24 protein-coding genes are annotated in these 23,646 nt (G+C 69.6%); 17 read left to right on the plus strand and 7 right to left on the minus strand.

The window, feature by feature from the left end; translation table 11 throughout:
* Window positions 1-23 precede the first annotated feature (23 nt).
* From MHN84_RS07540 to MHN84_RS07575, 8 genes are all read left to right on the plus strand, one after another.
* Window positions 24-176 (plus strand): hypothetical protein, encoded by a 153-nt coding sequence (locus MHN84_RS07540; RefSeq protein WP_241204016.1) that lies wholly within the window; start codon window positions 24-26, stop codon window positions 174-176.
* Between the two features lie 5 nt (window positions 177-181).
* Complete coding sequence (locus tag MHN84_RS07545) at window positions 182-961, plus strand: YitT family protein (protein WP_241204205.1); 780 nt, start codon at window positions 182-184, stop codon at window positions 959-961.
* Window positions 865-1,671, plus strand: coding sequence for an ABC transporter ATP-binding protein (locus tag MHN84_RS07550; protein WP_241204206.1), 807 nt, complete (start codon window positions 865-867; stop codon window positions 1,669-1,671). Before MHN84_RS07545 ends, MHN84_RS07550 begins: the two co-directional genes overlap by 97 nt.
* Window positions 1,668-2,525 (plus strand): NUDIX hydrolase, encoded by an 858-nt coding sequence (locus MHN84_RS07555; protein WP_241204017.1) that lies wholly within the window; start codon window positions 1,668-1,670, stop codon window positions 2,523-2,525. Before MHN84_RS07550 ends, MHN84_RS07555 begins: the two co-directional genes overlap by 4 nt.
* Complete coding sequence (locus MHN84_RS07560) at window positions 2,522-3,175, plus strand: enoyl-CoA hydratase (protein WP_241204018.1); 654 nt, start codon at window positions 2,522-2,524, stop codon at window positions 3,173-3,175. Before MHN84_RS07555 ends, MHN84_RS07560 begins: the two co-directional genes overlap by 4 nt.
* Window positions 3,176-3,209: 34 nt before the next feature.
* Window positions 3,210-4,232, plus strand: coding sequence for a class I SAM-dependent methyltransferase (locus MHN84_RS07565; protein WP_241204019.1), 1,023 nt, complete (start codon window positions 3,210-3,212; stop codon window positions 4,230-4,232).
* 17 nt (window positions 4,233-4,249) lie between these two features.
* Window positions 4,250-5,395 (plus strand): class I SAM-dependent methyltransferase, encoded by a 1,146-nt coding sequence (locus MHN84_RS07570; RefSeq protein WP_241204020.1) that lies wholly within the window; start codon window positions 4,250-4,252, stop codon window positions 5,393-5,395.
* Between the two features lie 88 nt (window positions 5,396-5,483).
* A complete protein-coding gene (locus MHN84_RS07575) occupies window positions 5,484-6,173 on the plus strand; it encodes an esterase (RefSeq protein WP_241204021.1) in 690 nt (229 codons plus the stop codon).
* 13 nt (window positions 6,174-6,186) lie between these two features.
* Here MHN84_RS07575 and MHN84_RS07580 read toward each other — a convergent pair whose 3' ends face one another.
* Both MHN84_RS07580 and MHN84_RS07585 read right to left on the minus strand, forming a co-directional pair.
* Window positions 6,187-7,737 (minus strand): sodium:alanine symporter family protein, encoded by a 1,551-nt coding sequence (locus MHN84_RS07580; protein WP_241204022.1) that lies wholly within the window; start codon window positions 7,735-7,737, stop codon window positions 6,187-6,189.
* A 104-nt stretch (window positions 7,738-7,841) separates the two neighbouring features.
* Window positions 7,842-9,128, minus strand: coding sequence for a PQQ-binding-like beta-propeller repeat protein (locus MHN84_RS07585; protein ID WP_241204023.1), 1,287 nt, complete (start codon window positions 9,126-9,128; stop codon window positions 7,842-7,844).
* A 116-nt stretch (window positions 9,129-9,244) separates the two neighbouring features.
* Between MHN84_RS07585 and MHN84_RS07590 the strand changes: the two genes are divergently transcribed.
* Complete coding sequence (locus MHN84_RS07590; RefSeq protein WP_241204024.1) at window positions 9,245-9,982, plus strand: acyltransferase; 738 nt, start codon at window positions 9,245-9,247, stop codon at window positions 9,980-9,982.
* Between the two features lie 113 nt (window positions 9,983-10,095).
* Here the strand turns inward: MHN84_RS07590 and MHN84_RS07595 are convergent, their stop codons facing one another.
* From MHN84_RS07595 to MHN84_RS07605, 3 genes are read right to left on the minus strand one after another with little or no spacing between them, the layout of a single operon-like run.
* Entirely contained in the window at window positions 10,096-11,334 is a 1,239-nt protein-coding gene (locus MHN84_RS07595; protein WP_241204025.1) for a glycosyltransferase family 4 protein, read from the minus strand.
* Window positions 11,335-11,336: 2 nt separating this feature from the next.
* Window positions 11,337-12,917 (minus strand): glycoside hydrolase family 57 protein, encoded by a 1,581-nt coding sequence (locus MHN84_RS07600; protein WP_241204026.1) that lies wholly within the window; start codon window positions 12,915-12,917, stop codon window positions 11,337-11,339.
* Window positions 12,914-13,720, minus strand: coding sequence for a bifunctional 2-polyprenyl-6-hydroxyphenol methylase/3-demethylubiquinol 3-O-methyltransferase UbiG (locus MHN84_RS07605; protein ID WP_241204027.1), 807 nt, complete (start codon window positions 13,718-13,720; stop codon window positions 12,914-12,916). The genes MHN84_RS07600 and MHN84_RS07605 overlap by 4 nt, the downstream gene beginning before the upstream one ends.
* 191 nt (window positions 13,721-13,911) lie before the next feature.
* Here MHN84_RS07605 and MHN84_RS07610 point away from each other — a divergent pair, with 191 nt between their 5' ends.
* The 7 genes from MHN84_RS07610 (at window position 13,912) to MHN84_RS07640 (ending at window position 21,559) form a co-directional block, all read left to right on the plus strand.
* Window positions 13,912-14,703 carry an electron transfer flavoprotein subunit beta/FixA family protein gene (locus tag MHN84_RS07610; protein WP_221355199.1) on the plus strand — a complete coding sequence of 264 codons (792 nt, stop codon included), beginning with the start codon at window positions 13,912-13,914 and terminating at the stop codon, window positions 14,701-14,703.
* 69 nt (window positions 14,704-14,772) lie between these two features.
* The gene (locus MHN84_RS07615; protein ID WP_241204028.1) at window positions 14,773-15,729 is read left to right on the plus strand and encodes an electron transfer flavoprotein subunit alpha/FixB family protein; all 957 of its coding nucleotides are present in this window, start codon (window positions 14,773-14,775) and stop codon (window positions 15,727-15,729) included.
* A gap of 148 nt (window positions 15,730-15,877) precedes the next feature.
* A complete protein-coding gene (locus MHN84_RS07620; protein WP_241204029.1) occupies window positions 15,878-16,738 on the plus strand; it encodes a GNAT family N-acetyltransferase in 861 nt (286 codons plus the stop codon).
* A complete protein-coding gene (locus MHN84_RS07625) occupies window positions 16,735-17,580 on the plus strand; it encodes a 1-acyl-sn-glycerol-3-phosphate acyltransferase (protein ID WP_241204030.1) in 846 nt (281 codons plus the stop codon). The genes MHN84_RS07620 and MHN84_RS07625 overlap by 4 nt, the downstream gene beginning before the upstream one ends.
* 47 nt (window positions 17,581-17,627) lie before the next feature.
* Window positions 17,628-18,821 (plus strand): cysteine desulfurase family protein, encoded by a 1,194-nt coding sequence (locus tag MHN84_RS07630; RefSeq protein WP_308192922.1) that lies wholly within the window; start codon window positions 17,628-17,630, stop codon window positions 18,819-18,821.
* Window positions 18,822-18,823: 2 nt separating this feature from the next.
* Window positions 18,824-19,897 (plus strand): tRNA 2-thiouridine(34) synthase MnmA, encoded by a 1,074-nt coding sequence (mnmA, locus tag MHN84_RS07635; RefSeq protein WP_241204031.1) that lies wholly within the window; start codon window positions 18,824-18,826, stop codon window positions 19,895-19,897.
* Between the two features lie 81 nt (window positions 19,898-19,978).
* Window positions 19,979-21,559, plus strand: coding sequence for a Na+/H+ antiporter (locus tag MHN84_RS07640; RefSeq protein WP_241204032.1), 1,581 nt, complete (start codon window positions 19,979-19,981; stop codon window positions 21,557-21,559).
* Window positions 21,560-21,562: 3 nt separating this feature from the next.
* Here the strand turns inward: MHN84_RS07640 and MHN84_RS07645 are convergent, their stop codons facing one another.
* The gene (locus MHN84_RS07645; RefSeq protein ID WP_241204033.1) at window positions 21,563-22,282 is read right to left on the minus strand and encodes an SDR family NAD(P)-dependent oxidoreductase; all 720 of its coding nucleotides are present in this window, start codon (window positions 22,280-22,282) and stop codon (window positions 21,563-21,565) included.
* Window positions 22,283-22,376: 94 nt separating this feature from the next.
* Here MHN84_RS07645 and MHN84_RS07650 point away from each other — a divergent pair, with 94 nt between their 5' ends.
* Window positions 22,377-22,979 carry a TetR/AcrR family transcriptional regulator gene (locus MHN84_RS07650; protein ID WP_241204034.1) on the plus strand — a complete coding sequence of 201 codons (603 nt, stop codon included), beginning with the start codon at window positions 22,377-22,379 and terminating at the stop codon, window positions 22,977-22,979.
* A gap of 7 nt (window positions 22,980-22,986) precedes the next feature.
* Here MHN84_RS07650 and MHN84_RS07655 read toward each other — a convergent pair whose 3' ends face one another.
* Complete coding sequence (locus MHN84_RS07655) at window positions 22,987-23,640, minus strand: sensor domain-containing protein (RefSeq protein ID WP_241204035.1); 654 nt, start codon at window positions 23,638-23,640, stop codon at window positions 22,987-22,989.
* Window positions 23,641-23,646 lie beyond the last annotated feature (6 nt).

The raw sequence follows: 23,646 nt of genomic DNA on the forward strand, positions 1-23,646 counted from the left end.
CAGTCGGGCCAGATGATGGCGTCATGGCTCCCTGGATTTCTCGACTGGCCCTCCGGCTGGCTGATCTGTACTACTCACCGTCGATCGGCGGCGCGCTCGACGAGCGTGATGCCGACGCCCGCCGGGTGCGCACCGAACTGGATGCGATCCGCATGCACTTCCCCGATCACGCGTGACCGCGATCGGCCGGGGAGCGGTGCGGGGTGCCGTGCTGCTCGCCGGGCTCACCGGGTACGGCACGTCGATGGCGATGATGGTGCGCGCCGGCCTCGGACTGGACCCCTGGGACGTGTTCCACCAGGGGCTGGCGCTGCGGACCGGGATGACGATCGGTACCGCGTCGGCGGTGGTCGGGGTGGCCGTGCTGCTGGCGTGGATACCGCTGCGCAACCGGCCCGGCATCGGCACCGTCGCCAACGTGGTCGTCATCGCCGTGACCGTCGACGTCGCACTGTCGCTGATCGCGACGCCGCAGTCACTTCCGGCGCGCGCGGCGCTGATGGTCGCGGCAGTGGTGCTCAACGCGATGAGCACGGTCCTCTACATCGGCGCCGGCCTCGGGCCCGGCCCGCGGGACGGGTTGATGACCGGACTCGTCGTCGCCACCGGACGTTCGGTGCGTCTGGTCCGCACCACGATCGAGGTCACCGTGTTGACGCTCGGCTGGCTTCTCGGCGGGACGGTGGGCGTCGGGACGGTGGCCTACGCGTTCGGGATCGGGCCTCTGGTGCAACTCTTCGTGCGTCTGGTCCCGCAGCGGCTCCTCGCCGTCGGCGGCTGGGCTCAGGTCCGGCCCCGCGGGCTGACTACGATGGGCGGGTGCCAGCCGACCCCGAAGATGAAGAACCAGCAGCCGATCAAGACCTGCTCATCGACTTCGCAGAGGTCACGTTGCGGCGCAACGGCCGACTGCTCGTCGGGCCCGTCACCTGGTCGGTGGAGCTCGACGAACGCTGGGTGATCGTCGGCCCGAACGGAGCGGGAAAGACGTCGTTGCTGCGCATCGCCGCCGCGATGGAACATCCGTCGTCGGGCACCGCCCACATCCTGGGGGAGCGGCTCGGGCGGGTGGACATGTCGGAGCTGCGCGCCCGGATCGGGCTGAGCAGCGCCTCCCTAGCCCAGCGGGTCCCCGACGACGAGATCGTGCGGGACCTCGTCGTGTCGGCGGGCTACGCGGTGCTCGGCCGCTGGCGGGAGCGCTACGACGACGTCGACTACGCCCAGGCTCTCGACATGCTCGAAAGCGTCGGGGGCGAGCATCTGTCCGACCGCACCTACGGCACGCTGTCGGAAGGCGAGCGCAAACGGGTGCTGATCGCGCGCGCGTTGATGACCGACCCCGAGCTGCTGCTGCTCGACGAGCCCGCCGCCGGGCTGGACCTCGGCGGCCGCGAGGAGCTCGTGGCACGGTTGAGCGATCTCGCACTGGACCCCGACGCGCCCGCGATGGTGTTGGTCACCCACCACGTCGAGGAGATCCCACCCGGCTTCTCGCACTGCCTGATCCTGTCCGAGGGCGAGGTGGTCGCGGCGGGCCTGCTGACCGATGTGCTGACCGCCGAGAACCTGTCGGCCGCGTTCGGCCAGTCGATCGCGCTGGATCTGATCGACGGGCGCTATTTCGCGCGCCGCACGCGCAGCCGAGCCGCCCACAGGAGGCGTTCATGAGTTCGCAGACCCGGTCCGACGATCCGCTGGTGCCGCGGCCTGCGGCGACCGTGATGCTGGTGCGCGACAAGGGCCAGGGGATCGCACAGGGAATCGAAGTCTTCCTGATGCGTCGCCACGCGGCGATGGACTTCGTTGCCGGGGTGATGGTGTTTCCCGGCGGTGGAGTCGACGATCGCGACCGCAACGCCGACATCGCCTGGCACGGACCCGAGCCGAGCTGGTGGGCGCAGCGGTTCGGCGTCGACACCGAGCTCGCCGAAGCCCTGGTGTGCGCGGCCGCGCGGGAGACGTTCGAGGAGTCCGGGGTGTTGTTCGCGGGCTCGGCCGACGATCCCGACCTGCTCGTCGACGACGCCTCGGTCTACCGCGAACAGCGGGCCGCGCTGGAGAGCAAGCAGTTGTCGTTCGGCGAGTTCCTCCGCGACGAGAAGCTCGTCCTGCGTTCGGATCTGCTCCGGCCGTGGGCCAACTGGGTGACGCCGAAGGAAGAGCGCACCCGCCGCTACGACACGTACTTCTTCGTCGGCGCGCTTCCTGAGGGGCAGCGTGCCGACGGGGACAACACCGAGACCGACAAAGCGGACTGGGTGACTCCGCAGGCCGCGCTCGACGACTTCGCCGACGGCCGCAGCTTCCTGCTCCCGCCGACGTGGACACAGCTCGACGCGCTGGCCGGCCGAACCATGGCCGAGGTGTTGGCCGTCGAGCGGCAGATCACCGCGGTGGAGCCGTCACTGACAGCGAAGCCGGGCGGCAACTGGGAGATCGAGTTCTTCAACAGCGACCGCTACAACGCCGCACGCAATCGGCGCGCCCCGCAGGGCCACAGCGACGCCACGCCGCAGCCGTGAGGGAGTTCATCAGCGTCCACACCGATGCAGACGAGCCCCGCCTCGCGACGCTGCTGCTGTCACGTCCGCCGACCAACGCCCTGACCCGCCAGGTCTACCGGGAGATCGCCGAGGCCGCTGTGGAGCTGGGGGAGCGCTCCGACCTCGCGGCGATCATCGTGTTCGGCGGCCACGAGATCTTCTCCGCCGGCGAGGACATGTCCGAGCTACAGACCCTGAACACAGCGGAGGCCGCGTCGGCCGCCCGGCTGTGCCAGATCGCGGTCGAGGCGCTCGCCGCGGTCCCGCGCCCGACGATCGCCGCCGTCACCGGTTATGCCCTGGGGGCGGGCCTGAGCCTCGCGTTGGCCGCCGATTGGCGGATCAGCGGCGACAACGCGAAGTTCGGGGCGACGGAGATCCTGGCCGGGATGGTCCCGGCCGGCGACGGTGCGGCTCGCCTGGCGGCCGCAGTCGGTCCCAGCAAGGCCAAGGACCTGGTGATGACGGGACGCTTCCTCGACGCGCGGGAAGCGCTCGAGATGGGCCTGGTCGACGAACTGGTGGCGCCGGACGGCGTGTACGACGCGGCCGTGACGCGGGCGCGCCGCTTCCTCGACTACGCCCCTGACGTGCTGGCTGCGGCCAAGGCCGCCTTCGACCGGCCGTGACCGACCGGGTGCGCGGAGCGTTAGGCTGCCCGGCATGACGGAAACGAAGGAAACCGGCGCTCCCGCGGCGTCGACCTCTGGTGTCGCCGACCCCGCTCCGCAACCGCGCGCGACCAAAGAGCAGGTCGAAGCCGCGATGCACGACTCGAAACTGGCCCAGGTCCTCTACCACGACTGGGAGGCCGAGACCTACGACGAGAAGTGGTCGATCTCCTACGACCAGCGCTGCGTCGACTACGCGCGCGGCCGCTTCGACGCCGCGGTGCCCGACGACGTGCAGCGGCAGCTGCCGTATGACCGCGCACTCGAGCTGGGCTGCGGCACGGGGTTCTTCCTGCTCAACCTGATCCAGGCCGGGGTCGCCCGGCGCGGTTCGGTGACCGACCTGTCCCCGGGCATGGTGAAGGTGGCCACCCGCAACGGCCGGTCCCTCGGGCTCGACATCGACGGACGGGTCGCCGACGCCGAGGGGATTCCGTATCCGGACGACACGTTCGACCTCGTCGTCGGACATGCCGTGCTGCACCACATCCCCGACGTCGAGCTGTCCCTGCGGGAGGTGGTGCGGGTGCTCAAGCCGGGCGGCCGCTTCGTGTTCGCCGGTGAGCCGACCACGGTGGGCAACCGCTACGCCCGCGAATTGTCGACGTTGACGTGGCGGATCGCCACCAACGTCACGAAGCTCCCGATGCTGTCCGACTGGCGTCGCCCGCAGGCCGAGCTCGACGAATCGTCCCGGGCCGCGGCTCTGGAGGCCGTCGTCGATCTGCACACGTTCGACCCGGGCGACCTCGAGCGGATGGCGGTCAACGCCGGTGCCGTCGATGTGCGCACGGCCAGTGAGGAATTCACCGCCGCGATGCTCGGGTGGCCCGTCCGGACCTTCGAGGCGGCCGTCCCGCCCGGTCGCCTCGGTTGGGGCTGGGCGAAATTCGCGTTCAACAGCTGGACGACGCTGTCGTGGGTGGACTCCAACCTCTGGCGGCGGGTCGTGCCGAAGGGCTGGTTCTACAACGTGATGGTGACGGGGGTCAAGCCGGGCGGCGCGTCGTCGTAGCGTTCGGCCTCGACGATGTGCGCTTCCTGCGCACCGAGACCGGACGGCAGGCGCTCGCCGAGGTCGACCGGCTCGACCTGAGCGCCGCCACACTCGTCGCCGACGTGGCAAGGGCGCGAACACGATTCGGTGAGCAGGCCACGGTCCTGGTGGAGACGGTGCGGCTGCGGCGCAAGGCGGCGGCCAAGTTCGACGGCGCCGAGCAGTGGTTGTTCACCGACGAGGCGCTGCAGCAGGCCACCGCGGGCGCAGTCGCTGCGCATCGGGCACGGCGCCTCGCCGGCACGGTGGTGCACGACGCCACCTGCTCGATCGGTTCCGAGCTGGTGGCCCTTGCGAATTCGGCCGCGTTCGTGATGGGGAGCGATCTTGATCCGGTGCGGTTGGCCATGGCGCGGCACAACGCCGGTTCCGATGTCGCGCTCTGTCTCGCCGATGTGCTGCATCCCGTGTCCAGCGATGCAGTGGTACTCGCCGATCCGGCGCGGCGTAGCGGATCAGCACGCCGCTTCGACCCTCGCGCCTACCAGCCGCGGCTGGACGATCTGCTCGCGGCACTGGCAGGCCGCGACTACGCGGTGAAGTGCGCTCCCGGAATCGATTTCGTGGCGGTCGCGCAGATGGGTTTCACCGGCGAGATCGAGATCACCTCGCTCGCCGGCAGTGTGCGGGAGGCCTGCCTGTGGTCGTGCGGTCTGACCGACGCCGGGGTGCGCCGGCGCGCGACGATCCTCGACACGGGCGAGCAGATCGTCGACACCGACCCCGACGACTGCGGGGTCGCGCCGGTCGGTCGCTGGCTCGTCGACCCGGACGGGGCAGTCGTGCGCGCCGGCCTCGTGCGTCACTACGCGGCGCGGCACGGGCTCTGGCAGATCGACCCCGACATCGCGTACCTCTCCGGTGACCGGCTGCCCGACGGGGTACGCGGATTCGAGGTGCTCGAGCAGCTCGCCTTCAATGAACGTCACCTGCGCCAGCACCTTTCGGCGCGCGCAGTGGGGGTGGTCGAGATCCTGGTGCGCGGCGTCGACGTCGATCCCGACGCGCTGCGCAGGCGGCTGCGCCTGCGCGGGGCGCACCACGCGTCGGTCGTGATCACCCGCCTCGGTTCCGGGCCGGCAAGCCGGGCAACGGCATTCATATGTCGTCCGTCACGATGACCGCTCACGTACCCTGGCGGTGATCGCACCAGTTGTATACCGATGCGCCGACGCGACCGCGGCGCCGACGATGAGGATTCTGTTGACGATGCGCGTTACCGCCGCCGCCCTGCTGGCCGCCGCTGTGCTCGCCGGCGCGGCCGCGACCCCGGCCGCCGCTGCGGAGCCGGCGTGCGCCGACCTGGGCGGCACGATCGATGCGCAGCAGGTGTGCACCGTGCAGGTGAACAACCCCACCTACACCCTCGACTTCACGTTCCCGGCCGACTATCCCGATCAACAGGCTCTCATCGGCTACCTGACACAGACCAGGGACGGATTCGTCAACGTCGCCGAGATGCCCGGCTCGTGGAACCTGCCGTACGTTCTCGACGCCAAGGGCACCGCGTATCGGAGCGGTCCCGATGACGGCGGCACCCGCAGCGTCGTGTTCGAGGTGTACGAGAACGTCGGCGGCGCTCACCCGCAGACCTGGTACAAATCGTTCAACTGGGACGTCGCCGAGAAGGCGCCGCTCACCTTCGAGTCGCTGTTCAAGCCCGACACCCGGCCCCTGGACGTGATCTTCCCGATCGTGCAGTCGGAGATCTCCCGTCAACTGGGCGTCGATTCTCCGATCAGCGCATCCGACGGGCTCGATCCGGCCAAGTATTCGGAGTTCGCCCTGACCGACGACTCGATCATCTTCTTCTTCGGCCAGGGCGAGATTATGGCCGGTGCCGGGGGCGCGCTGCAGGCGACGGTGCCGCGCTCGGCGGTCGCCACGATGATGAGCTGAGCCCGCTCGACGCCTAGAGGGTCGCATCCGTTCGCTCGCCGCGAGCCTCGACGGGATCGTAGTTCTCCCAGAACGTGGCGCCGCTGATTCCGAGGCTCACCGGGTCGAACACCGGATCGAGGCCTTGCTTCTTCTGTTTCTCGTAGTCCCACAGCGCCTTGTAGGCCGGCTGCTGCAACACGATGATGCCGACGATGTTCAGCCATGCCATCAGCCCGACTCCGATGTCGCCGAGCACCCAGGCATCCGACGCGGTGGAGATCGCACCGATCGTGACCGACACGAGGATCAGCGCCTGCAGCAGCATCGTCGTGTTGGTGCCGACGGTGCCGCGGATGAAGGGCACCTCCCTCGGGGCGAACCTGCCGAGCACGAAGCGCAGATTGGTCTCGGCCATGTAGTAGTAGGCGATGATCGTGGTGATGCAGAAGAACGCCAGCGAGATCGCGATGAAGCTGGCGCCCGCCCCGCCCCACAGGGTGTCGAAACCGGCTTGAGCGAAAGCGGGCCCCACCTCCGCGTCGGCCGCCAGCACCGTGCCGCCCTCGCGTAGCACCGCACCGTCGGCGCTTTCCCCTTCGAACACCCGGTAGGCCCCGGTGGACAGGATCAAGAACCCGGTCGCCGAGCAGATGAACAGCGTGTCGATGTAGACGGCGAAGGCCTGCACGAGGCCCTGCTTGGCCGGGTGGGACACCTCGGCGGCCGCAGCCGCGTGCGGCCCGGTGCCCTGGCCGGCCTCGTTGGAGTAGATGCCGCGCTTGACGCCCCACATCACCGCCGCGCCCAGAATGGCCCCGAATGCCGAGTCGATGCCGAAGGCGCTGGAGAAGATCAGGTTCAGCACACCGGGGATCTCACCGGCGTTGAGCAGCACGATGATCAGCGCCAACACGATGTAGACGACAGCCATGAACGGCACCACGATGGAGGCGAACGTGGCGATTCGCTTCACCCCGCCGATGATGACGAACGCCAGCACGATCACCGTTCCGACGGCGACCCACCACTTCGAGAACCCCCACGCCGAGTTCATCGCCGAGGCCATCGAATTGGACTGCACACTGGGCAGGAGAAGGCCCATCGCCAGGATCGTGACCGCAGCGAAGACGTAGCCGTAGACCTTCATGGCCGGCGCCGCGGCGGTGTGGGCGAAAGCGCGGCTGAAGTAGTAGGCCGGTCCGCCGCGATACTCGCCGGTGATCTTGTCGCGATCCTTGTAGATCTGGCCGAGCGTGCATTCCACGTAGGACGTCGACGCGCCGAGGAAGGCGACCAACCACATCCAGAACATCGCCCCTGGCCCGCCGAACGCGATGGCGGTGGCGACGCCGGCGATGTTGCCGGTGCCCACGCGGCCGGCCAGGGAGATGGTCAGCGCCTGGAAACTCGACACTCCCGACGGCGACTTCTCGCCCTTGAGCATCAACCGCACCATCTCCGGTACCTGACGGACCTGGACGAAGCGGGATCGGATCGAGAAGTACACGCCGGCGGCCAGGCAGAGATAGACGAGGGCGTTGCTCCAGACGTATCCGTTGACGGTGCTCAGGAACTCCGACATGCCTCGCGCCTCCCCTGATCGTGATGTGGTCAGGCCCCATTCTGGGCCAGCGCCGGTTACCGCGCTGTGAAGTCGCTGTAAGAACTCTTAAAGGAATACCGGTGTCACGCCGGCGCGAAACCGTAGACCCGGCCGTCGCTGGTCGCGGTCACGACCCGGCGGTCGTGGCCCACTGACACCCCGACGGGCCACCCGGTGGCGCCCGGCAGGCGGTAGGAGTGCAGCGTGTGGCCGTCGCCGAGATCGAACACGATGAGCGCCATCCCGTCCGCGTCCGGGGCGACCGTGTATCCCACGCCGGCGACGCTGCTGGTGGTCAACGGAGCGGTGTCGTCACGACGCCACAGCTGCTCCGGCCCGTCGCCGGTGTCGCGGATGGCGGTCAATCTCGCACCCGGCCCTCCGCCGGCCAGGATCAACCCCTCGGGCGTCACCGAGGGTGGGGTCTGCGCGAGGTAGTCCAGCGGCTGCGACCATTTCACCGAACCGTCTTCGCCGTTGATTGCCCACAGCCGCTCGTCGCGGCCGTTGATGTAGACGGTGTTGCCGTCCGGTGAGAACACCGGGCTGCCCAGCGGACCGCCGCCGACGGCGTCGCTGGTCCATTCCCGGGTGATCAGCGGCGTCTGACCGGGCCGGTAGCGCAGCCCCACCAGTTCGGGCGCCTCGGCGCCGGGTTGCCACAGGGTCAGCACGATGGTGCCGGAGGACCCGGAGGACTCGGAATAGGCCGGTGCGGCCGCGACGGGACACTCCGGTCCGCCGAGCCGGCAGTCCTGCAGGCCACGTTCGGAGTCGCGGGGATCCAGGCCGGCCACCAGGTCCAGCGAGCTACCCGCGACCGTTCCCCGGTGCGCGTCGAACACCAGCACCTGACCGAGGTGGGTGATCACCAGCAGCCGGCCCGGATCGAGGAAGCGCATCGTGGTCGGCATGCCGATCACGGGTTGACGCCAGCGGATCCACTGTGTCGGCGGGAACGACAGCACCGCGCCGGGCTGACCGACGTAGAGGTTGTCGAAGCCGTCGAAAAGAGGACTGGACAGGCCGCCGCCCTGCCAGAGGCGGGTGCACCACCGCTGGCGCGCCCGGTTGTCGGTCTCCCAGACCATCAGCGAACAGCCGCCGGCGGTCTGCGCGTTCACGGCGAGGTAGTCGCCCGAGCCGAGTGCGGCTTGCGCGGCGAGCTCGCCCTTGACCGATCGCACCCATTCCAGCCGCAGCGTGTCGGCACCCGCGCGAGCGACGGAACTCCGGTTGGCGGCGTCGGCGTACTGCGCGGCCCAGCCGGACGCGGCGCTGGCGTCGACCCAGGAATCGGTGTTTCCGCAACCTGCCGCCGCTGCGGCGACGAGCACGGCGCTGGCCAGCACGATGATTCGCCGGAGCACGGGTTCCCTTCTGGTCGCCGGTGGACATTATCGCCGGTGGGCCTGGTTGCGGTGGACCGAGAGCCCCCGTGAGGGTAACCGCTTCGGGGTCCTCTCCTCGCGTAGGCTTTCCGGCCATGACGACGATGTGGGGTGCGCCGCTGCACAAGCGCTGGCGTGGATCGCGGCTGCGGGATCCTCGCCAGGCGAACTTCCTCACCGTGGCGTCGCTCAAATGGGTGCTCGCCAACCGCGCATACACGCCGTGGTATCTGGTCCGGTACTGGCGTCTGCTGAAGTTCAAGCTCGCCAACCCGCACATCATCACCCGCGGAATGGTGTTCCTCGGCAAGGACGTCGAGATCCAGGCCACCCCCGAGTTGTCGCAGATGGAGATCGGCCGGTGGGTGCACATCGGTGACAAGAACACCATCCGCTGCCATGAGGGTTCGCTGCGGATCGGTGACAAGGTGGTGCTCGGACGCGACAACGTCATCAACACCTACCTCGACATCGAGCTCGGGGATTCGGTGCTGATGGCCGATTGGTGCTACATCTGCGATTTCGACCACCGGATGGACAGCATCGAGTTGCCGATCAAGGACCAGGGCATCATCAAGGGTCCGGTGCGCATCGGCCCGGACACGTGGGTCGGGGTCAAGGTCAGCGTGCTGCGCAACACCACGATCGGGCGCGGGTGCGTGCTCGGCTCGCATGCGGTGGTCCGCGGCGACATCCCGGATTTCTCGATCGCGGTGGGAGCGCCGGCCAAGGTGGTCAAGAACCGCAAGACGTCCTGGGAGACGTCCGCTGCCCAGCGTGCCGAGCTGGCGGCTGCGCTGGCGGACATCGAACGGAAGAAGGCCGCCCGCTGACGAAGGGCGGCGAGGCACGAGGCGGTCGAGGAAGCGGGCAATCAGACGCCGCCCGCTGACGAAGGGCGGCGAGGCACGAGGCGGTCGAGGAAGCGGGCAAACAGACGCCGCCGCTAGCCCTCCAGGTGTCGCTCGGGCAGCGCCAGTTCGGCGACCGGTCGGCGCGGTTGCGGACGGCGTTCGCCGCGTTTGGCGCCGAGATACACCTGTGCGGTCTCGGCGGCGACGGTCGCCCACGCGAAGTCGGAGGTGAGTCGCTCACGCGCGGCGGTCGCATGGCGCTGAGCGGCGTCGGGATCGTCGAGGACTGTGCGCACGGCGGCCGCCAGCGCGGCGACGTCGCCCGGCGGGAACGTCTGGCCCGTGGTGCCGTGGCCGACCGCCTCCCCGAGGCCGCCCGCCGTGGACACCACCAGGGGTGCACCGGCCGCGGCAGCCTCCAACGCGACGATGCCGAACGGCTCGTAGCGCGACGGCAGCAACGCGATGTCGGCGCGGTGAAGCAGCGCCAGGAGTTGTTCGTGGTCGACGAGGCCGACGAAGTCGACGGCCTTGAGCACGCGGTGTCTGCGGGCCTGCTCGGTCAGGAACGCCAGCTGGGTGCCGTCCCCGGCGATGGTCAGCGTGGTGCCGGGATGGGTGCGACGAACGCGGGGCAGGGCGGCGATCGCGTCGTGTACGCCCTTCTCGTATTCGAGCCGGCCGAAGTAGAGCAACTCGGCGGCGCCGGTACGTGGCCGGCGGGCGGCGAAAGGCCAACCGGCGGTGTCGATTCCGTTGCGTATCACGGTGATCTCGCAGAGGCCGGGACCGAACAGCGCGGTGATCTCTTCACGCATCGACTCCGAACACGTGATGAGCGAATCGGATTCACCCACCAGCCAGGATTCCAGTGCATGCACCTGCCGGCTGACCGCACCGCTGACCCAGCCCGAGTGTCGGCCCGCCTCGGTGGCGTGGATCGTGGACACCAACGGCACGTCGAAGTGCTGGGCCAGCGCGACGGCGGGATGGGCGACCAACCAGTCGTGACCGTGGACGACGTCGGGTCGCCAGTCGCCGAGGGTGAGGCCGGCGCGCACCATCGCATGGCCCATGGCCAGGGTCCACGCCATCATGTCGGTGGCGAAGGCGAATTCGTGGGGATCCTCGGCGGCGGCGATCACGCGCACGCCGTCGCTGACCTCGTCGGTGGTCGGATGGGTGGCCGGATCGGTGCCGGTGGGCCTGCGGCTCAGTACGACGACGTCGTGGCCGGCGGCGACGAGTTCGGTCGCCAGGTGGTGGACGTGACGGCCCAGGCCACCGATGACGACCGGCGGGTACTCCCACGACACCAGAAGGATTCTCATCGTCACGGGCTCGGGAGTCGGCGCGCGTCCAGCGCGCCGAACAGGCCGTCGGCGCGGTTCCAGCCGGCGGCGAGCCGCTGCGCGTGCTCGGTGCGACCCGCGGCCAGGGCGTCGGCGATCTCGCGGGTGGCGTGGGCGTGCAGGTGCGCTCGGTAGCGCGCGTAGTCGGCCGCCGAGTCCTTGCTGACCATGAACGGCCAGTCGCTGGACACCGTCAGCAGTGTCTCCCGCAGGATCTGGTCGGCGACGAACATGCGCGGGCCCGGCGCACCGCGCGCTGCCGAATGTGCCAGCGCCTTGTCCACAGTGGTCAGTGCGGTGTCGACGACCTCGGTGTTCAATCGCACCAGATCGGCCACCTGCTCACCCGACCACACCTGCCAATCCTTGCCCGAACCCCAAGAGCTGGGCGGCAATTCGACCGGCTGGCCGACATACCCGGCGGCCAGTGCGTCGGCCAGGGTGCCGACCTGGATGCCCGCAGCCGGCAGCGCGCGCAGCACCTGCTCGAGCCACTGCGGGCCCTCGTACCACCAGTGCCCGAACAGCTCGGTGTCGAACGCCGCGATGACGTGGGCGGGCCGCCCGATGCGCGCGCTCTCGCTGATCAGCCGCTCCCGCACTGTCGCGACGAAATCGGCGACGTGGACGTCGACGGCGGCAGCGGCGCGCTCCGGGTCGTAGGGGGCCTTCTCCTCCGAGGGCACGTTGCGTCCCGTGACCCGTGCGGGTTTGAGCCCGGTGGCGTGGTCGTAGGTGTGGAAGTCGCGATAGGCGGCGTGACCCGGGTAACCCGAGCGCGGCGACCACACGCGGTAACTCACGGTCAGGTCGCGGCCGAACGCCACGACCGGAGAATCGGCGATCGGTCGCCCCAGCGCCGTGTCCCCGTGCAGTGACGGGCCGTCGACCATGAAGTGGCCGACTCCGGCTGCGGCGTAGTCGTTTTCCATGCCGGGGGCGTAGGCGCATTCGGGCGCCCAGATGCCTGCCGGCCGGTGTGCGAAGCGTTGGTCCGCATCGGCGAGGCCCTCGCGCAGAGCGAAGTCCCGCAGCCGCGGGGTGAGCAGCGGCTGGAACGGGTGGGCCAACGGGCCGCCCAGCAGTTCGATGACGTCGCCGTCGATCAACTCACGCAGCACCGGGCTGCCGCCGTGTCGCCACAGGGTCTCGAACTCGGCGAGCTCCCGGTCCGCCTCGGCGAGCTCGCGGGACCCGAAGCGCCGCAATGCTTCTGGCGCAGAAGCGGGGGACGGCCCGGTCGGGGTGCGCATCGTCGCGGCCTCGCGAGCCCGCAGCCGCCAGTTGGCCACCCAGTGGTGCATGCCCTGCAGGCAGTACGGATCGTCGAGCTGCGCGGCGACGACGGGGGTGACGCCGAGGGTCAGAAGGTGGCTCCGATTCTCGGCGGCCAGGGTGCGCAGCACCCGCACCAGTGGCAGATAGGCCGCCGACCACGACTGGTAGAGCCACTCTTCACCGACCGGCCAACGGCCGTGATGCGCCAGCCACGGCAGGTGGGTGTGGAGGACGAAGGTGAACAGTCCGGGCACCGGCTCGGCCGAGGGCCGCCCCGAGGTCACGGCCGTACCGCGATCGCGACCAGATCGAGGCTCTCATCGATGTCTCGATCGGTGTCGCGGTCGATGTCGAAGTCCTCGATCGTGATCGAGGCGATGTCGGCGAGCAGGTCTGCCGGCCACGGCGCATCGGACAGTGCCCGAGTGATCTGCGCATCGATGATCGACCCGCCGTGGCGTGCGTCCAGTTCGCGCAGCCGAGCACCGTGGTGCACGCCGTAGAGACCGTCCACCCGCAGACCCGCGCCGGTGAGCAGTTCCGTCAGCTCCGTGGCGTCGAGCTCGCGCGTGTGGAACGGATTGACCGGAGTGTCGCGGCCGGGGGAGAAGGTGATCCTGTTCGGCGTCGACATCAGCAGCAGGCCGCCCGGCCGGAGCACCCGGCGGCATTCGGCGACGAACTGACCCTGGTCCCACAAATGTTCGATCACCTGGAAGTTGACCACGATGTCGACGGACTCGTCGGGCAGTGGCAGCTCGGCCAGGTTGCCGTGGCGCATGTCGACGCGGGGGTAGCGGGCCCGCACGTGGGAGACGGCGTACTCGTCGTAATCCAGGCCGATGACCCGGCGCGCGACGCCGGCGATCAGATCGGCACCGTAACCTTCGCCACACCCGGCCTCCAGCACCTCGGCATCGGCGAAGCGGTCGGCCAGCCTGTCGACCAGATCGCGGTAGACGATCTCATGACGGCGGAACCAGTAGTTCTCCTCGGCAACGTCGGGCACGGTTCGCTCGCCGGTCAGCGCCATGGGCGCGTCGGCCGGCGGCTCACCCACCTCGGAGGTGGTCACATGTGTGCTCATCGGAAGGCAGGCTAACCCGTAACCGGGCGATGACGAATAGTTCGTCGCACCCGGGCGGGCGAGATCGCACACTTCGACCAGCTATGGTGTTTTTGCGAACCGCCTTAAGTTACCCGCTGGTAACATGGGGGTGAGAGCTCCAAACGTGATAAGGCGGGCCGGTCACCGGCCCCTTCGAGAAGGACGAACTCATGACGAACATCGTGGTTCTGATCAAGCAGGTCCCCGACACCTGGTCCGAGCGCAAGCTGTCCGAGGGTGACTGGACCCTCGACCGCGAAGCCGCCGACGCCGTGCTCGACGAGATCAACGAGCGCGCCGTCGAGGAGGCGCTGTTGATCAAGGAACGCGAAGGTGGCGACAGCACGGTGACGGTGCTCACCGCCGGCCCCGAGCGCGCCACCGAGGCGATCCGCAAGGCACTGTCCATGGGCGCCGACAAGGCGGTGCACCTCGTCGACGAGGGCCTGCACGGTTCGGACATGGTGCAGACCGGGTGGGCGCTGGCCCGCGCGCTGGGCACCATCGAGGGCACCGAGCTGGTCATCGCGGGTAACGAGGCCACCGACGGAACCGGCGGCGCCGTGCCGGCGATCATCGCCGAGTACCTCGGTCTGCCGCAGCTGACGCACGTGCGCAAGCTCACCGTCGAAGGCGGCAAGGTCACCGGTGAGCGCGAGACCGATGACGGCGTGTTCACCCTCGAGGCGACCCTGCCCGCCGTGGTCAGCGTCAACGAGAAGATCAACGAGCCCCGCTTCCCGTCCTTCAAGGGCATCATGGCCGCCAAGAAGAAGGAAGTGACGAAGCTGACACTCGCCGAGATCGGCGTCGAGTCCGATGAGGTCGGGGTCGCCAACGCCGGGTCGAAGGTGCGCTCGTCGACGCCGAAGCCGCCCAAGACCGCGGGCGAGAAGGTCACCGACGAAGGCGAAGGCGGCACCAAGATCGCCGAGTACCTGGTCGCTCAAAAGATCGTCTAAGCAGATCGTCTAGTAGACCCCGAACACTTCCCCCTTCCATCACCGAAAGACTCAGAGGCAACGAATCTCATGGCTGAAGTACTGGTGCTCGTCGAGCACGCTGAAGGTGCGCTGAAGAAGGTCACCTCCGAACTGATCACCGCCGCCCGCACCCTGGGCGAGCCCTCCGCGGTCGTGGTGGGCAAGCCCGGCACCGCCGACGGGCTCGTCGACGGGCTCAAAGCGGCCGGTGCCGCGAAGATCTACGTCGCCGAATCGGACGACGCCGAGAACTACCTGATCACCCCGTACGTCGACGTGCTCGCCTCGCTGGCCGAGTCCGCATCGCCGGCTGCGGTCATCCTCGCCTCCAGCGCGGACGGCAAGGAGATCGCCGGGCGCCTGGCCGCGCGCATCGGCGCGGGCATCCTCAACGATGTCGTGGAGGTGCGTGAGGGCGGCGTCGGTATCCACTCGATCTTCGGCGGCGCATACACCGTGGAGGCCGAGGCCGTCGGCGACACCCCGGTGATCACCGTTCGTCCGGGCTCGATCGAGGCCGCGCCGTCCGACGGCGCCGGTGAGGTCGTCAGCGTCGAGGTCCCCGCACCCGCGGAGAACGCAACCAAGATCACCAAGCGCGAGCCCGCTGTCGCGGGTGACCGCCCGGAGCTCACCGAGGCGACCGTCGTCGTCTCCGGCGGCCGTGGTGTCGGCAGCGCGGAGAACTTCAACGTCGTCGAAGAGCTCGCCGACTCGCTCGGCGGTGCCGTCGGTGCCTCCCGTGCGGCGGTCGACAGCGGCTACTACCCGGGCCAGTTCCAGGTGGGCCAGACCGGCAAGACCGTGTCGCCGCAGCTCTACATCGCGCTCGGTATCTCCGGAGCCATCCAGCACCGCGCCGGCATGCAGACGTCGAAGACGATCGTCGCGGTGAACAAGGACGAAGAGGCGCCGATCTTCGAGATCGCCGATCTCGGCATCGTCGGTGACCTGTTCAAGGTCACCCCGCAGCTGACCGAGGCCATCAAGGCCCGCAAGGGCTGATCGCCGCGAGGCACACCGAACGGCCCCCGCCATCCGGCGGGGGCCGTTCGCTGTCTCGGGGACGTGCACCCGAACCGTCACCCACCGCTCATGAACACGTCACGCATCGCTTGCCATCGCGCTGATCGCCTGAGCGACCGTGCTGACCATGAGCACTGCTTCTGTACTCATCTCCACCCAGGACGCCCCCGACGACACCAATGCGCCGACCGGCCCGACGCCCCGCTATTCGCTTCTGCTGTGCCGTGACGACGACTCGATCGAGGCGGCCCAGCGGCTGCGCCACGACGTGTTCACCTCCGAGCCCGGTTTTGCGCTCGTCGACGGCGGAAATGGCCGCTCGGACGGACTGGATGTCGACCGCTTCGACGAGTACTGCGACCACCTGCTGGTTCGGGAGGACCGCACCGGCGAGCTGGTCGGCTGCTACCGCATGCTGCCTCCGCCGGGGGCCATCGCCGCCGGCGGCCTGTACACCGCGACCGAATTCGACGTCTCGGCCCTCGACGCGCTGCGGCCGTCGCTGGTCGAGATGGGCCGCGCTGTCGTGCGCGACGGGCACCGCAACGGCGCTGTCGTGCTGATGATGTGGGCAGGCATCCTGGCCTACCTGGACCACAGCGGCTACGACTACGTGACCGGCTGTGTCTCGGTGCCGGTCGCCGATCCGGCCGGCGTCGAACCCGCCGGCGCCCATCTGCGCGGCGTCCGCGACTTCGTGATGCGCCGGCACCGCGCACCGCACGACCTGACCGTGCGCCCCTACCGACCGGTGGTCGTCGACGGCCGCACCCTCGACGACATCGCCCCGCCCGCGCGCGTGTCCGTGCCGCCGCTGATGCGCGGATACCTGCGGCTGGGCGCCCAGGTGTGCGGCGAACCGGCCCACGACCCGGACTTCGGGGTCGGGGACTTCCCCGCCTTGCTGGACAAACGCCGTGCCGACGTGCGCTATCTCACCCGGCTGCGCTCGGCGGGCGCCGCGACGGCGACAGTGACCGCGTCGTGAGCGCCCGCCCACATGCCTGGCTGCCCGCCGCGTCGTGCGGCCCGACCTGTATCTCCGCGGGCGGCGCCACGGCGAGTCGACGCGCTGCCGTCGTCTTCCGTGTTGCGCTCCGCGCCACGCTGACGGTGGTCCTGCTGCCGACACTGCCGCTGCTCGCGGTGCCGCTGCCCGGCCGCGCGCACCTGCAGCGCCGCTACTGCCGCGTCGTGCTGCGCTGCCTGGGCATCCGGATCACTGTGTCCGGCGGACCGATTCGCAACGTACCCGGGGTGCTCGTCGTCAGCGGGCACGTGTCCTGGGTCGACGTCTTCGCGATCGGCGCCGTCATGCCGGGCGCCTTCGTCGCCAAGGCGGAGATGATCGGCTGGCCCGGACTCGGCGCACTCGCCCGGTTGATGAAGGTGATCCCCATCGAACGGGACAACCTGCGCCGACTGCCCGAGGTGGTGAACGCGGTCGCCGAGCGGCTGCGCGCGGGCCGCACCGTGGTGGCGTTCCCCGAGGGCACGACGTGGTGTGGCCTGGCCTATGGGCCATTCCGGCCGGCGATGTTCCAGGCCGCGATCGACGCGGGCCGGCCGGTGCAACCGTTGCGGCTGAGCTATCACCATCGCGACGGCCGCGCGTCGACGGCGGCGGCCTACATCGGTGACGACAGCCTGCTCACCTCGATCCGCAGGCTCGTCACGGCGCAGCGCACCGTCGTGCACGTCCGCGTCGAATCGTTGCAGCTGCCGGGTGTCGATCGCCGCGACCTGGCAGCCCGGTGCGAGGCCGCGGTGCGGGGGACGAACGCCTCTGCGATCGGCGTCCGCGGAGAGGGTCACGCCCTGGCGGCCTGACCTCTCGAATACGGCCGAGGGCACCGTCGCGGCTATTGTGGAGCGTTGTGATTGCGTCCGCGGTGTATCTCGACCACGCTGCCACCACCCCGATGCGCCCGGCCGCCATCGAGGCGATGAGCTCTGCGCTGACCTCGGTCGGGAACGCGTCCTCGCTGCACGGATCGGGCCGCCTGGCGCGGCGCCGGCTGGAGGAGTCTCGGGAGACGCTGGCCGGCCTGCTGGGTGCGCGCCCCTCGGAGGTGATCTTCACCGCCGGCGGTACCGAGAGCGACAACCTCGCCGTCAAAGGCATCTACTGGGCCCGCCGCGACGCCGACCCCGCCCGCCGCCGGATCGTCACGACCCCGATCGAACACCACGCGGTGCTCGATGCCGTGGAATGGTTGGTCGACCACGAAGGGGCAGAGGTGACCTGGGTGCCGGTCGATCGGCACGGAGTGGTCTCGGCGGAGGCGTTGCGCGCCGCGATCGGCGATCCCGCCGACGTCGCCCTGGTGTCGGTGATGTGGGCCAACAACGAAGTCGGCACCATCATGCCGATCGCCGAACTGGCCGCCGTGTGCGCGGCCGCCGCTGTCCCGATGCACAGTGACGCGGTGCAGGCCGTCGGTCAGATCCCCGTCGACTTCGCCGCATCCGGTCTGTCGGCGATGAGCCTCACCGCCCACAAGTTCGGCGGCCCCACCGGTGTGGGTGCGCTTCTGCTGCGGCGGGACACCGCCTGCGTTTCTCAGTTGCACGGCGGTGGCCAGGAACGCGACGTGCGATCCGGCACCCAGGACGTCGCCGGGGTGGCCGGTATGGCGGCCGCTGCCCGCGACGCCGTCGAGACGATGGACGCCACGGCCGCCCGGGTGCGTGCCCTGCGGGACCGGATGATCGACCGCGTACTCGCGACCATCGACGACGTCGACCTCAACGGCCCGGCGGGTGCCGGCCGGTTGCCCGGGAACACCCACTTCACATTCCGCGGGTGTGAGGGTGACTCACTGCTGATGCTGTTGGACGCCAAGGGGATCGAGTGCTCCACCGGGTCGGCGTGCACAGCCGGGGTGGCGCAACCCTCGCATGTGCTGACCGCGATGGGGGCCGATCCCGCCAGCGCACGCGGTTCGCTGCGGTTCTCCCTGGGGCACACCAGCACCGACGACGACATCGATGCGGTGCTGGCCGTGCTCCCGGCCGCTGTGGAGCGCGCGCGCCAGGCGGCCCTGGCGAGTGCGGCGGGACGGGCGTAGCCATGCGGGTTCTGGTCGCGATGAGCGGTGGCGTCGACTCCTCGGTGGCGGCGGCGCGGATGGTCGACGCCGGACACGACGTGACGGGCGTGCACCTGGCGCTCTCGTCCGCGCCCGGCACACTGCGCACCGGCTCGCGCGGATGTTGTTCGAAGGAAGACGCCGGTGACGCCCGCCGGGTCGCGGACGTGCTCGACATCCCGTTCTATGTCTGGGATTTCGCCGACCGCTTCAAAGAAGACGTCATCGACGACTTCGTCGAGTCCTATGCGCGGGGCGAGACGCCCAACCCGTGCGTACGCTGCAACGAGCGAATCAAGTTCTCCGCGTTGGCTTCTCGCGCTCTGGCATTGGGTTTCGACGCGCTGGCCACCGGCCACTATGCGCGGCTGTCCGACGGTCGGCTGCGCCGGGCGGTCGATCACGACAAGGACCAGTCCTACGTGCTGGCGGTGCTGACCGCCGAGCAGCTGCGGCACGCGGTGTTCCCGATCGGGGACACCCCCAAGGCGCAGATCCGCGAGGAGGCCGCGCGCCGGGGACTGTCGGTCGCCGACAAGGCCGACAGCCACGACATCTGCTTCATCCCGTCCGGAGACACGCGGGCATTCCTGGGCGCTCGAATCGGCGTGCGCCGGGGCGCGGTGGTCGACACCACCGGTGCTGTGCTGGCCGAACACGACGGTGTGCACGGCTTCACGATCGGTCAGCGCAAGGGCCTCGGCATCCCCGGTCCCGGTCCGGACGGCCGACCGCGTTACGTGACGGGTATCGACGCGGACACCGGCACCGTCTACGTCGGTGACGTCGCCGACCTCGAGGTGCACTCGCTGCTCGGTGAGCGGCCGGTGTTCACCTCGGGAGCCGCCCCCGACGGTCCGGTGGAGTGCACCGTGCAGGTGCGCGCCCACGGCGGCACGGCCGACGCCGTGGCTCACGTCCGTGACGGCGCCGTCGTCGTGGCGCTGCGCAGCCCGCTGCGTGGGGTGGCGCCGGGACAAACGCTGGTGCTCTATCGGCCGGACCCCGAGGGGGACGAGGTGCTGGGTAGCGCCACGATCGCCGAGGCGCGCTGACCGACCGCTGCCAGTGCATCGCGACGTGTACTGCAGCTGACACCGATTGACAGGTGTGCGCCGTGGCGTGAGGGTGTCGACGTGGACCATGCCGAGGTGCTGATCACCGCACTGTTGATGGCCGTCGCGGCCCTGGGTGCGCTCGCATGCCGGCTGTCGGTGCCCTATCCGATACCGCTGGTGCTCGGCGGCGCCCTGGCCGGGTTCATTCCCGGCCTGCCGGACATCAGCCTGGAACCGGATCTGGTGTTGGCGCTGTTTCTGCCCCCGCTGCTCTACAAGTCGGCGATCTACGCCAACTTCGGTGATTTCCGCACGGGGCTGCGCAGTCTCACCCTCAGCGCGGTGGCTCTCGTCGTCGTCACGATGGTCATCGTGGCCTGCGCGGCCCACGCCGTGATTCCCGGAATGCCGTGGGAGGCCGCGTTCGTGCTCGGTGCGATCGTGTCGCCCACCGACCCCGTCGCCGCGGCCACGATCATGCGTCGACTCGGTGCGCCCCGCCGGTTGATCAGCAGCATCGAGGGGGAGGGACTGTTCAACGACGCGACCGCACTCGTGGCGTTCCGGGTGGCGATCGCCGCGACGGTCGCGGGTGGGTTCTCGCTGGCCGACGCGGGCCTGAGCTTCGTGGCCGGTGCGCTCGGTGGCATCGCGATCGGTTTCGTGGTGGGCTGGCTGTCGGGCTGGGTCCGCGCCCGCATCTACGACGCGCAGATCAGTGTCACGATCTCACTGCTCACCGGCTACGCGGCGTTCCTGCCCGCCGAGGCGGCCGGGGCGTCGGCCGTGCTGGCGGTCGTCACCGCCGGCATCGTCATGGCGATCCGCAGCCCGGAAGTGCTCGAGGCCCGGCCCCGGTTGCAGGGCTACTTCGTCTGGGACATCGTCGATTTCCTGATCAACGCCACGTTGTTCGCGCTGATCGGTCTGCAGCTGCACGCGATCGTGTCCGGTCTGCACGAGTATCGCTTCGCCGCGCTGGCGGGGTATGCGGCGGCCGTCATCGCCGCCGTGGTGGCCAGCCGCTTCCTGTGGTTCTTCACCGTGCCGTATCTGATCCGGGTGCTCGACCGAAGACCCCGGCAGCGTGCGCGACGCTCGCCCGCATCATGGCGAATCGTGTTGGCGTGGAGCGGGATGCGAGGTGCCGTGTCGCTGGCCGTGGCGTTGGCGGTGCCGGCGCAGACAGCCGACGGCGGCGCGTTCCCGCACCGAGAGTTGATCCTGTTCCTCACCTTCGCGGTCATCTTCTTCACCCTGGTGGTGCAGGGGCTGACGCTGCCGGCGCTGATCGACCGGCTGGATCGCACCGCCGACCCCGAGACCGCCGAGGAGGATCGCGCGCGTCTAGCGGCCGCCCGCGCGGCGATCGAGCGTATCGACGAGCTGGCCGATGAGCAGTGGACGCGTGCCGATACCGCCGAGCGCATGCGGGGCCTGTACGAATACCGGACACAGCGGTTCGAGGCGAGGTTGGCCGGCGACGAGGCCGGTGACTACGAGGAGCGGTCGCGGACGTATCAGGACATGGTGCGTTCGGTCCTGGCGGCGCAGCGCAGCGAGCTGCTGGCGATGCGGCGCCGGGGCGAGCTCTCCAACGAGGCCTTCAACCGGATCCTGCGTGACATCGATCTCGAGGAGTCGCGCCTGGAGACGTGACGGTCACACCGCGAACGGAAAGCTGGTCGGGGGCCCGGACAGGGACTCCTTGGCCTTGCGGCCGAGCGCGTCGAAGATCTCCACCTCACCCGCTTCGAGCCCGTCGAGGGCCACGCTGACGAGATCGGCCGGGTCGATGACGGCGCCCTCGCCGAACTCGATTCCCTGTCGTTCGGCGAAGTCGAACAGCGTCTGCGTGCCGATCAGGCCCGGAATCAACGCTGCGACATGCGTTCCCTGCGCGGCGAGTTCCATGCGCACGTTGTTCGTCAGACCCCACTCGGCCGACTTCGAGGCAGCGTAGGCGGCGTTGCCGTCCACAGTGGTCCACGCGGCCGCGGACAGCACGTTGAGGATCGCGCCGCCTCCGTTGCGGGCCAGGACGGGGGCGAATGCGCGGATCATCGCCAGCGTGCCGTGGTAGTTGGTGTCCATCACGGATCTGATCGCGCGCAGGTCGCCGGTGATCAGATTGCCGCCGGCGGTGTCGGCGGCGTTGTTGATCAGGAGGTCGACGTCGCCGGCGAGGTCGGCTGCGGCGCTGACCTGGGTGGCGTCGGTGATGTCGAGGCGCAGGGCGCGGACGCCCGGAACGTCGACGAGCTCGGGATGTCGGGCGCCGGCGTAGACCGTCGCTCCGCGGCGGAGTAGTTCGACGGCGAAGGCGCGGCCGAGGCCGCGGTTCGCGCCGGTCACCAGGGCGGTGGCGCCGTGGATCTGCATGAGGGTCTCCTCGTCATCCGATGAACATGACCACGCGGTCATGTTGTCACCCTGGCAGAAGATGACCGAGTGGTCAACTTGGTACCCTGGGGCCATGTCGTCGCCCGCCCGTCCCCAACGCGCCGACGCGACCCGCAATCGCGCGTCGCTGTTGGCGGCAGCCGAAAAGGTGTTCGCCGATAAAGGGCACACCGCCTCTGTCGCCGACATCGCCGCGGCCGCCGGGGTGGCCAAGGGCACCGTGTTCCGGCACTTCGCCACCAAAGAGGACCTGATCGCCTCGATCGTCTGCCATCACATCAACGTGTTGTCCTGCACGGCAAGGGAACTCGCCGACGCTGCCGACCCCGGTGAGGCCCTGCTCGAATTCCTCACCGTCGCCGCGGATCAGCGACGCCAACACGACCTGACATTCCTGCAGACCGCCAGCGACAACGATCGCCGAGTGGTCCGAGCGCGCACCGAGCTGCACGAGAGCCTCGCCGTACTCGTCAGGCACGCGCACGAGGCGGGAGTCATTCGCTCCGACATCACCGAAGCCGACGTGTTCCTGCTCATGTGCGCGCCCGTCCATGCGGTCGAGAACGTCGCCGATCCGCCACCTGCCCTCTGGCGGCGCTACCTCGCGATCATCTTCGACGGGTTGCGCCCCCAGGGTGCCCACCCACTCCCGCACCCCGCCCCGGTCCTGCCCTAGCCCTGTGTCAGCCCGGCACGTTGTCGGCGATGTTCGTCATCACGAGGTCGGGCACCGAATCGGGGAACGAGCAGAACGTCACCTCGATCAGCACGGCCGACTTCACCCGATAGTTGCGGCCGCAGGCGCCCGGCCGGATGCGCACCGCATCGCCGGTCGCGGCCACCTCGCCGACCAGCGCAGGGCCCTGCTCGGTGCCGCTGCAGGCGGAGATCTGCCGGGTCAGGTCGGTCAGCGCGGCCGCCGCCGTCGCAGTGTCGCGGTAGCCGGCAGCGGCCTGCGAGAGCAGGCCGCCCCGCCGGGGACTTTGATAGGTGGTCTTGTGGAACTCCTCGACGTCAGGACCGAACACCTCGGTCTCGGCGAAGAGCCAGTCACACTCCTGGGGTAGATCCCGGGCGAACACGTCGGGAAGAAAGCCTTGATCGGTCGGAATGTCCACCGGCACTTTGCTTTCCGTGCCGGGTATCTCGGTGAGGTCCGCGCCCGCGCCGCTGAGGGCCTGCATCTGCGACCGGTCGAGCAGCACGGTGTCGACATCGACCGGCGACCGGGAGTCCTCGTCGATGGCGGGTGGCGGCCGGGTGGCCAGGCCCGGGACCGTCTGTGTGCAGCCGGAAACGGCGATCGCCAGCGCGCACAGCAGCACACGGCCCGTCATGCCCCG

This window comes from Mycobacterium sp. PSTR-4-N, assembly GCF_022348085.1.
Taxonomy (GTDB): Bacteria; Actinomycetota; Actinomycetes; order Mycobacteriales; family Mycobacteriaceae; genus Mycobacterium.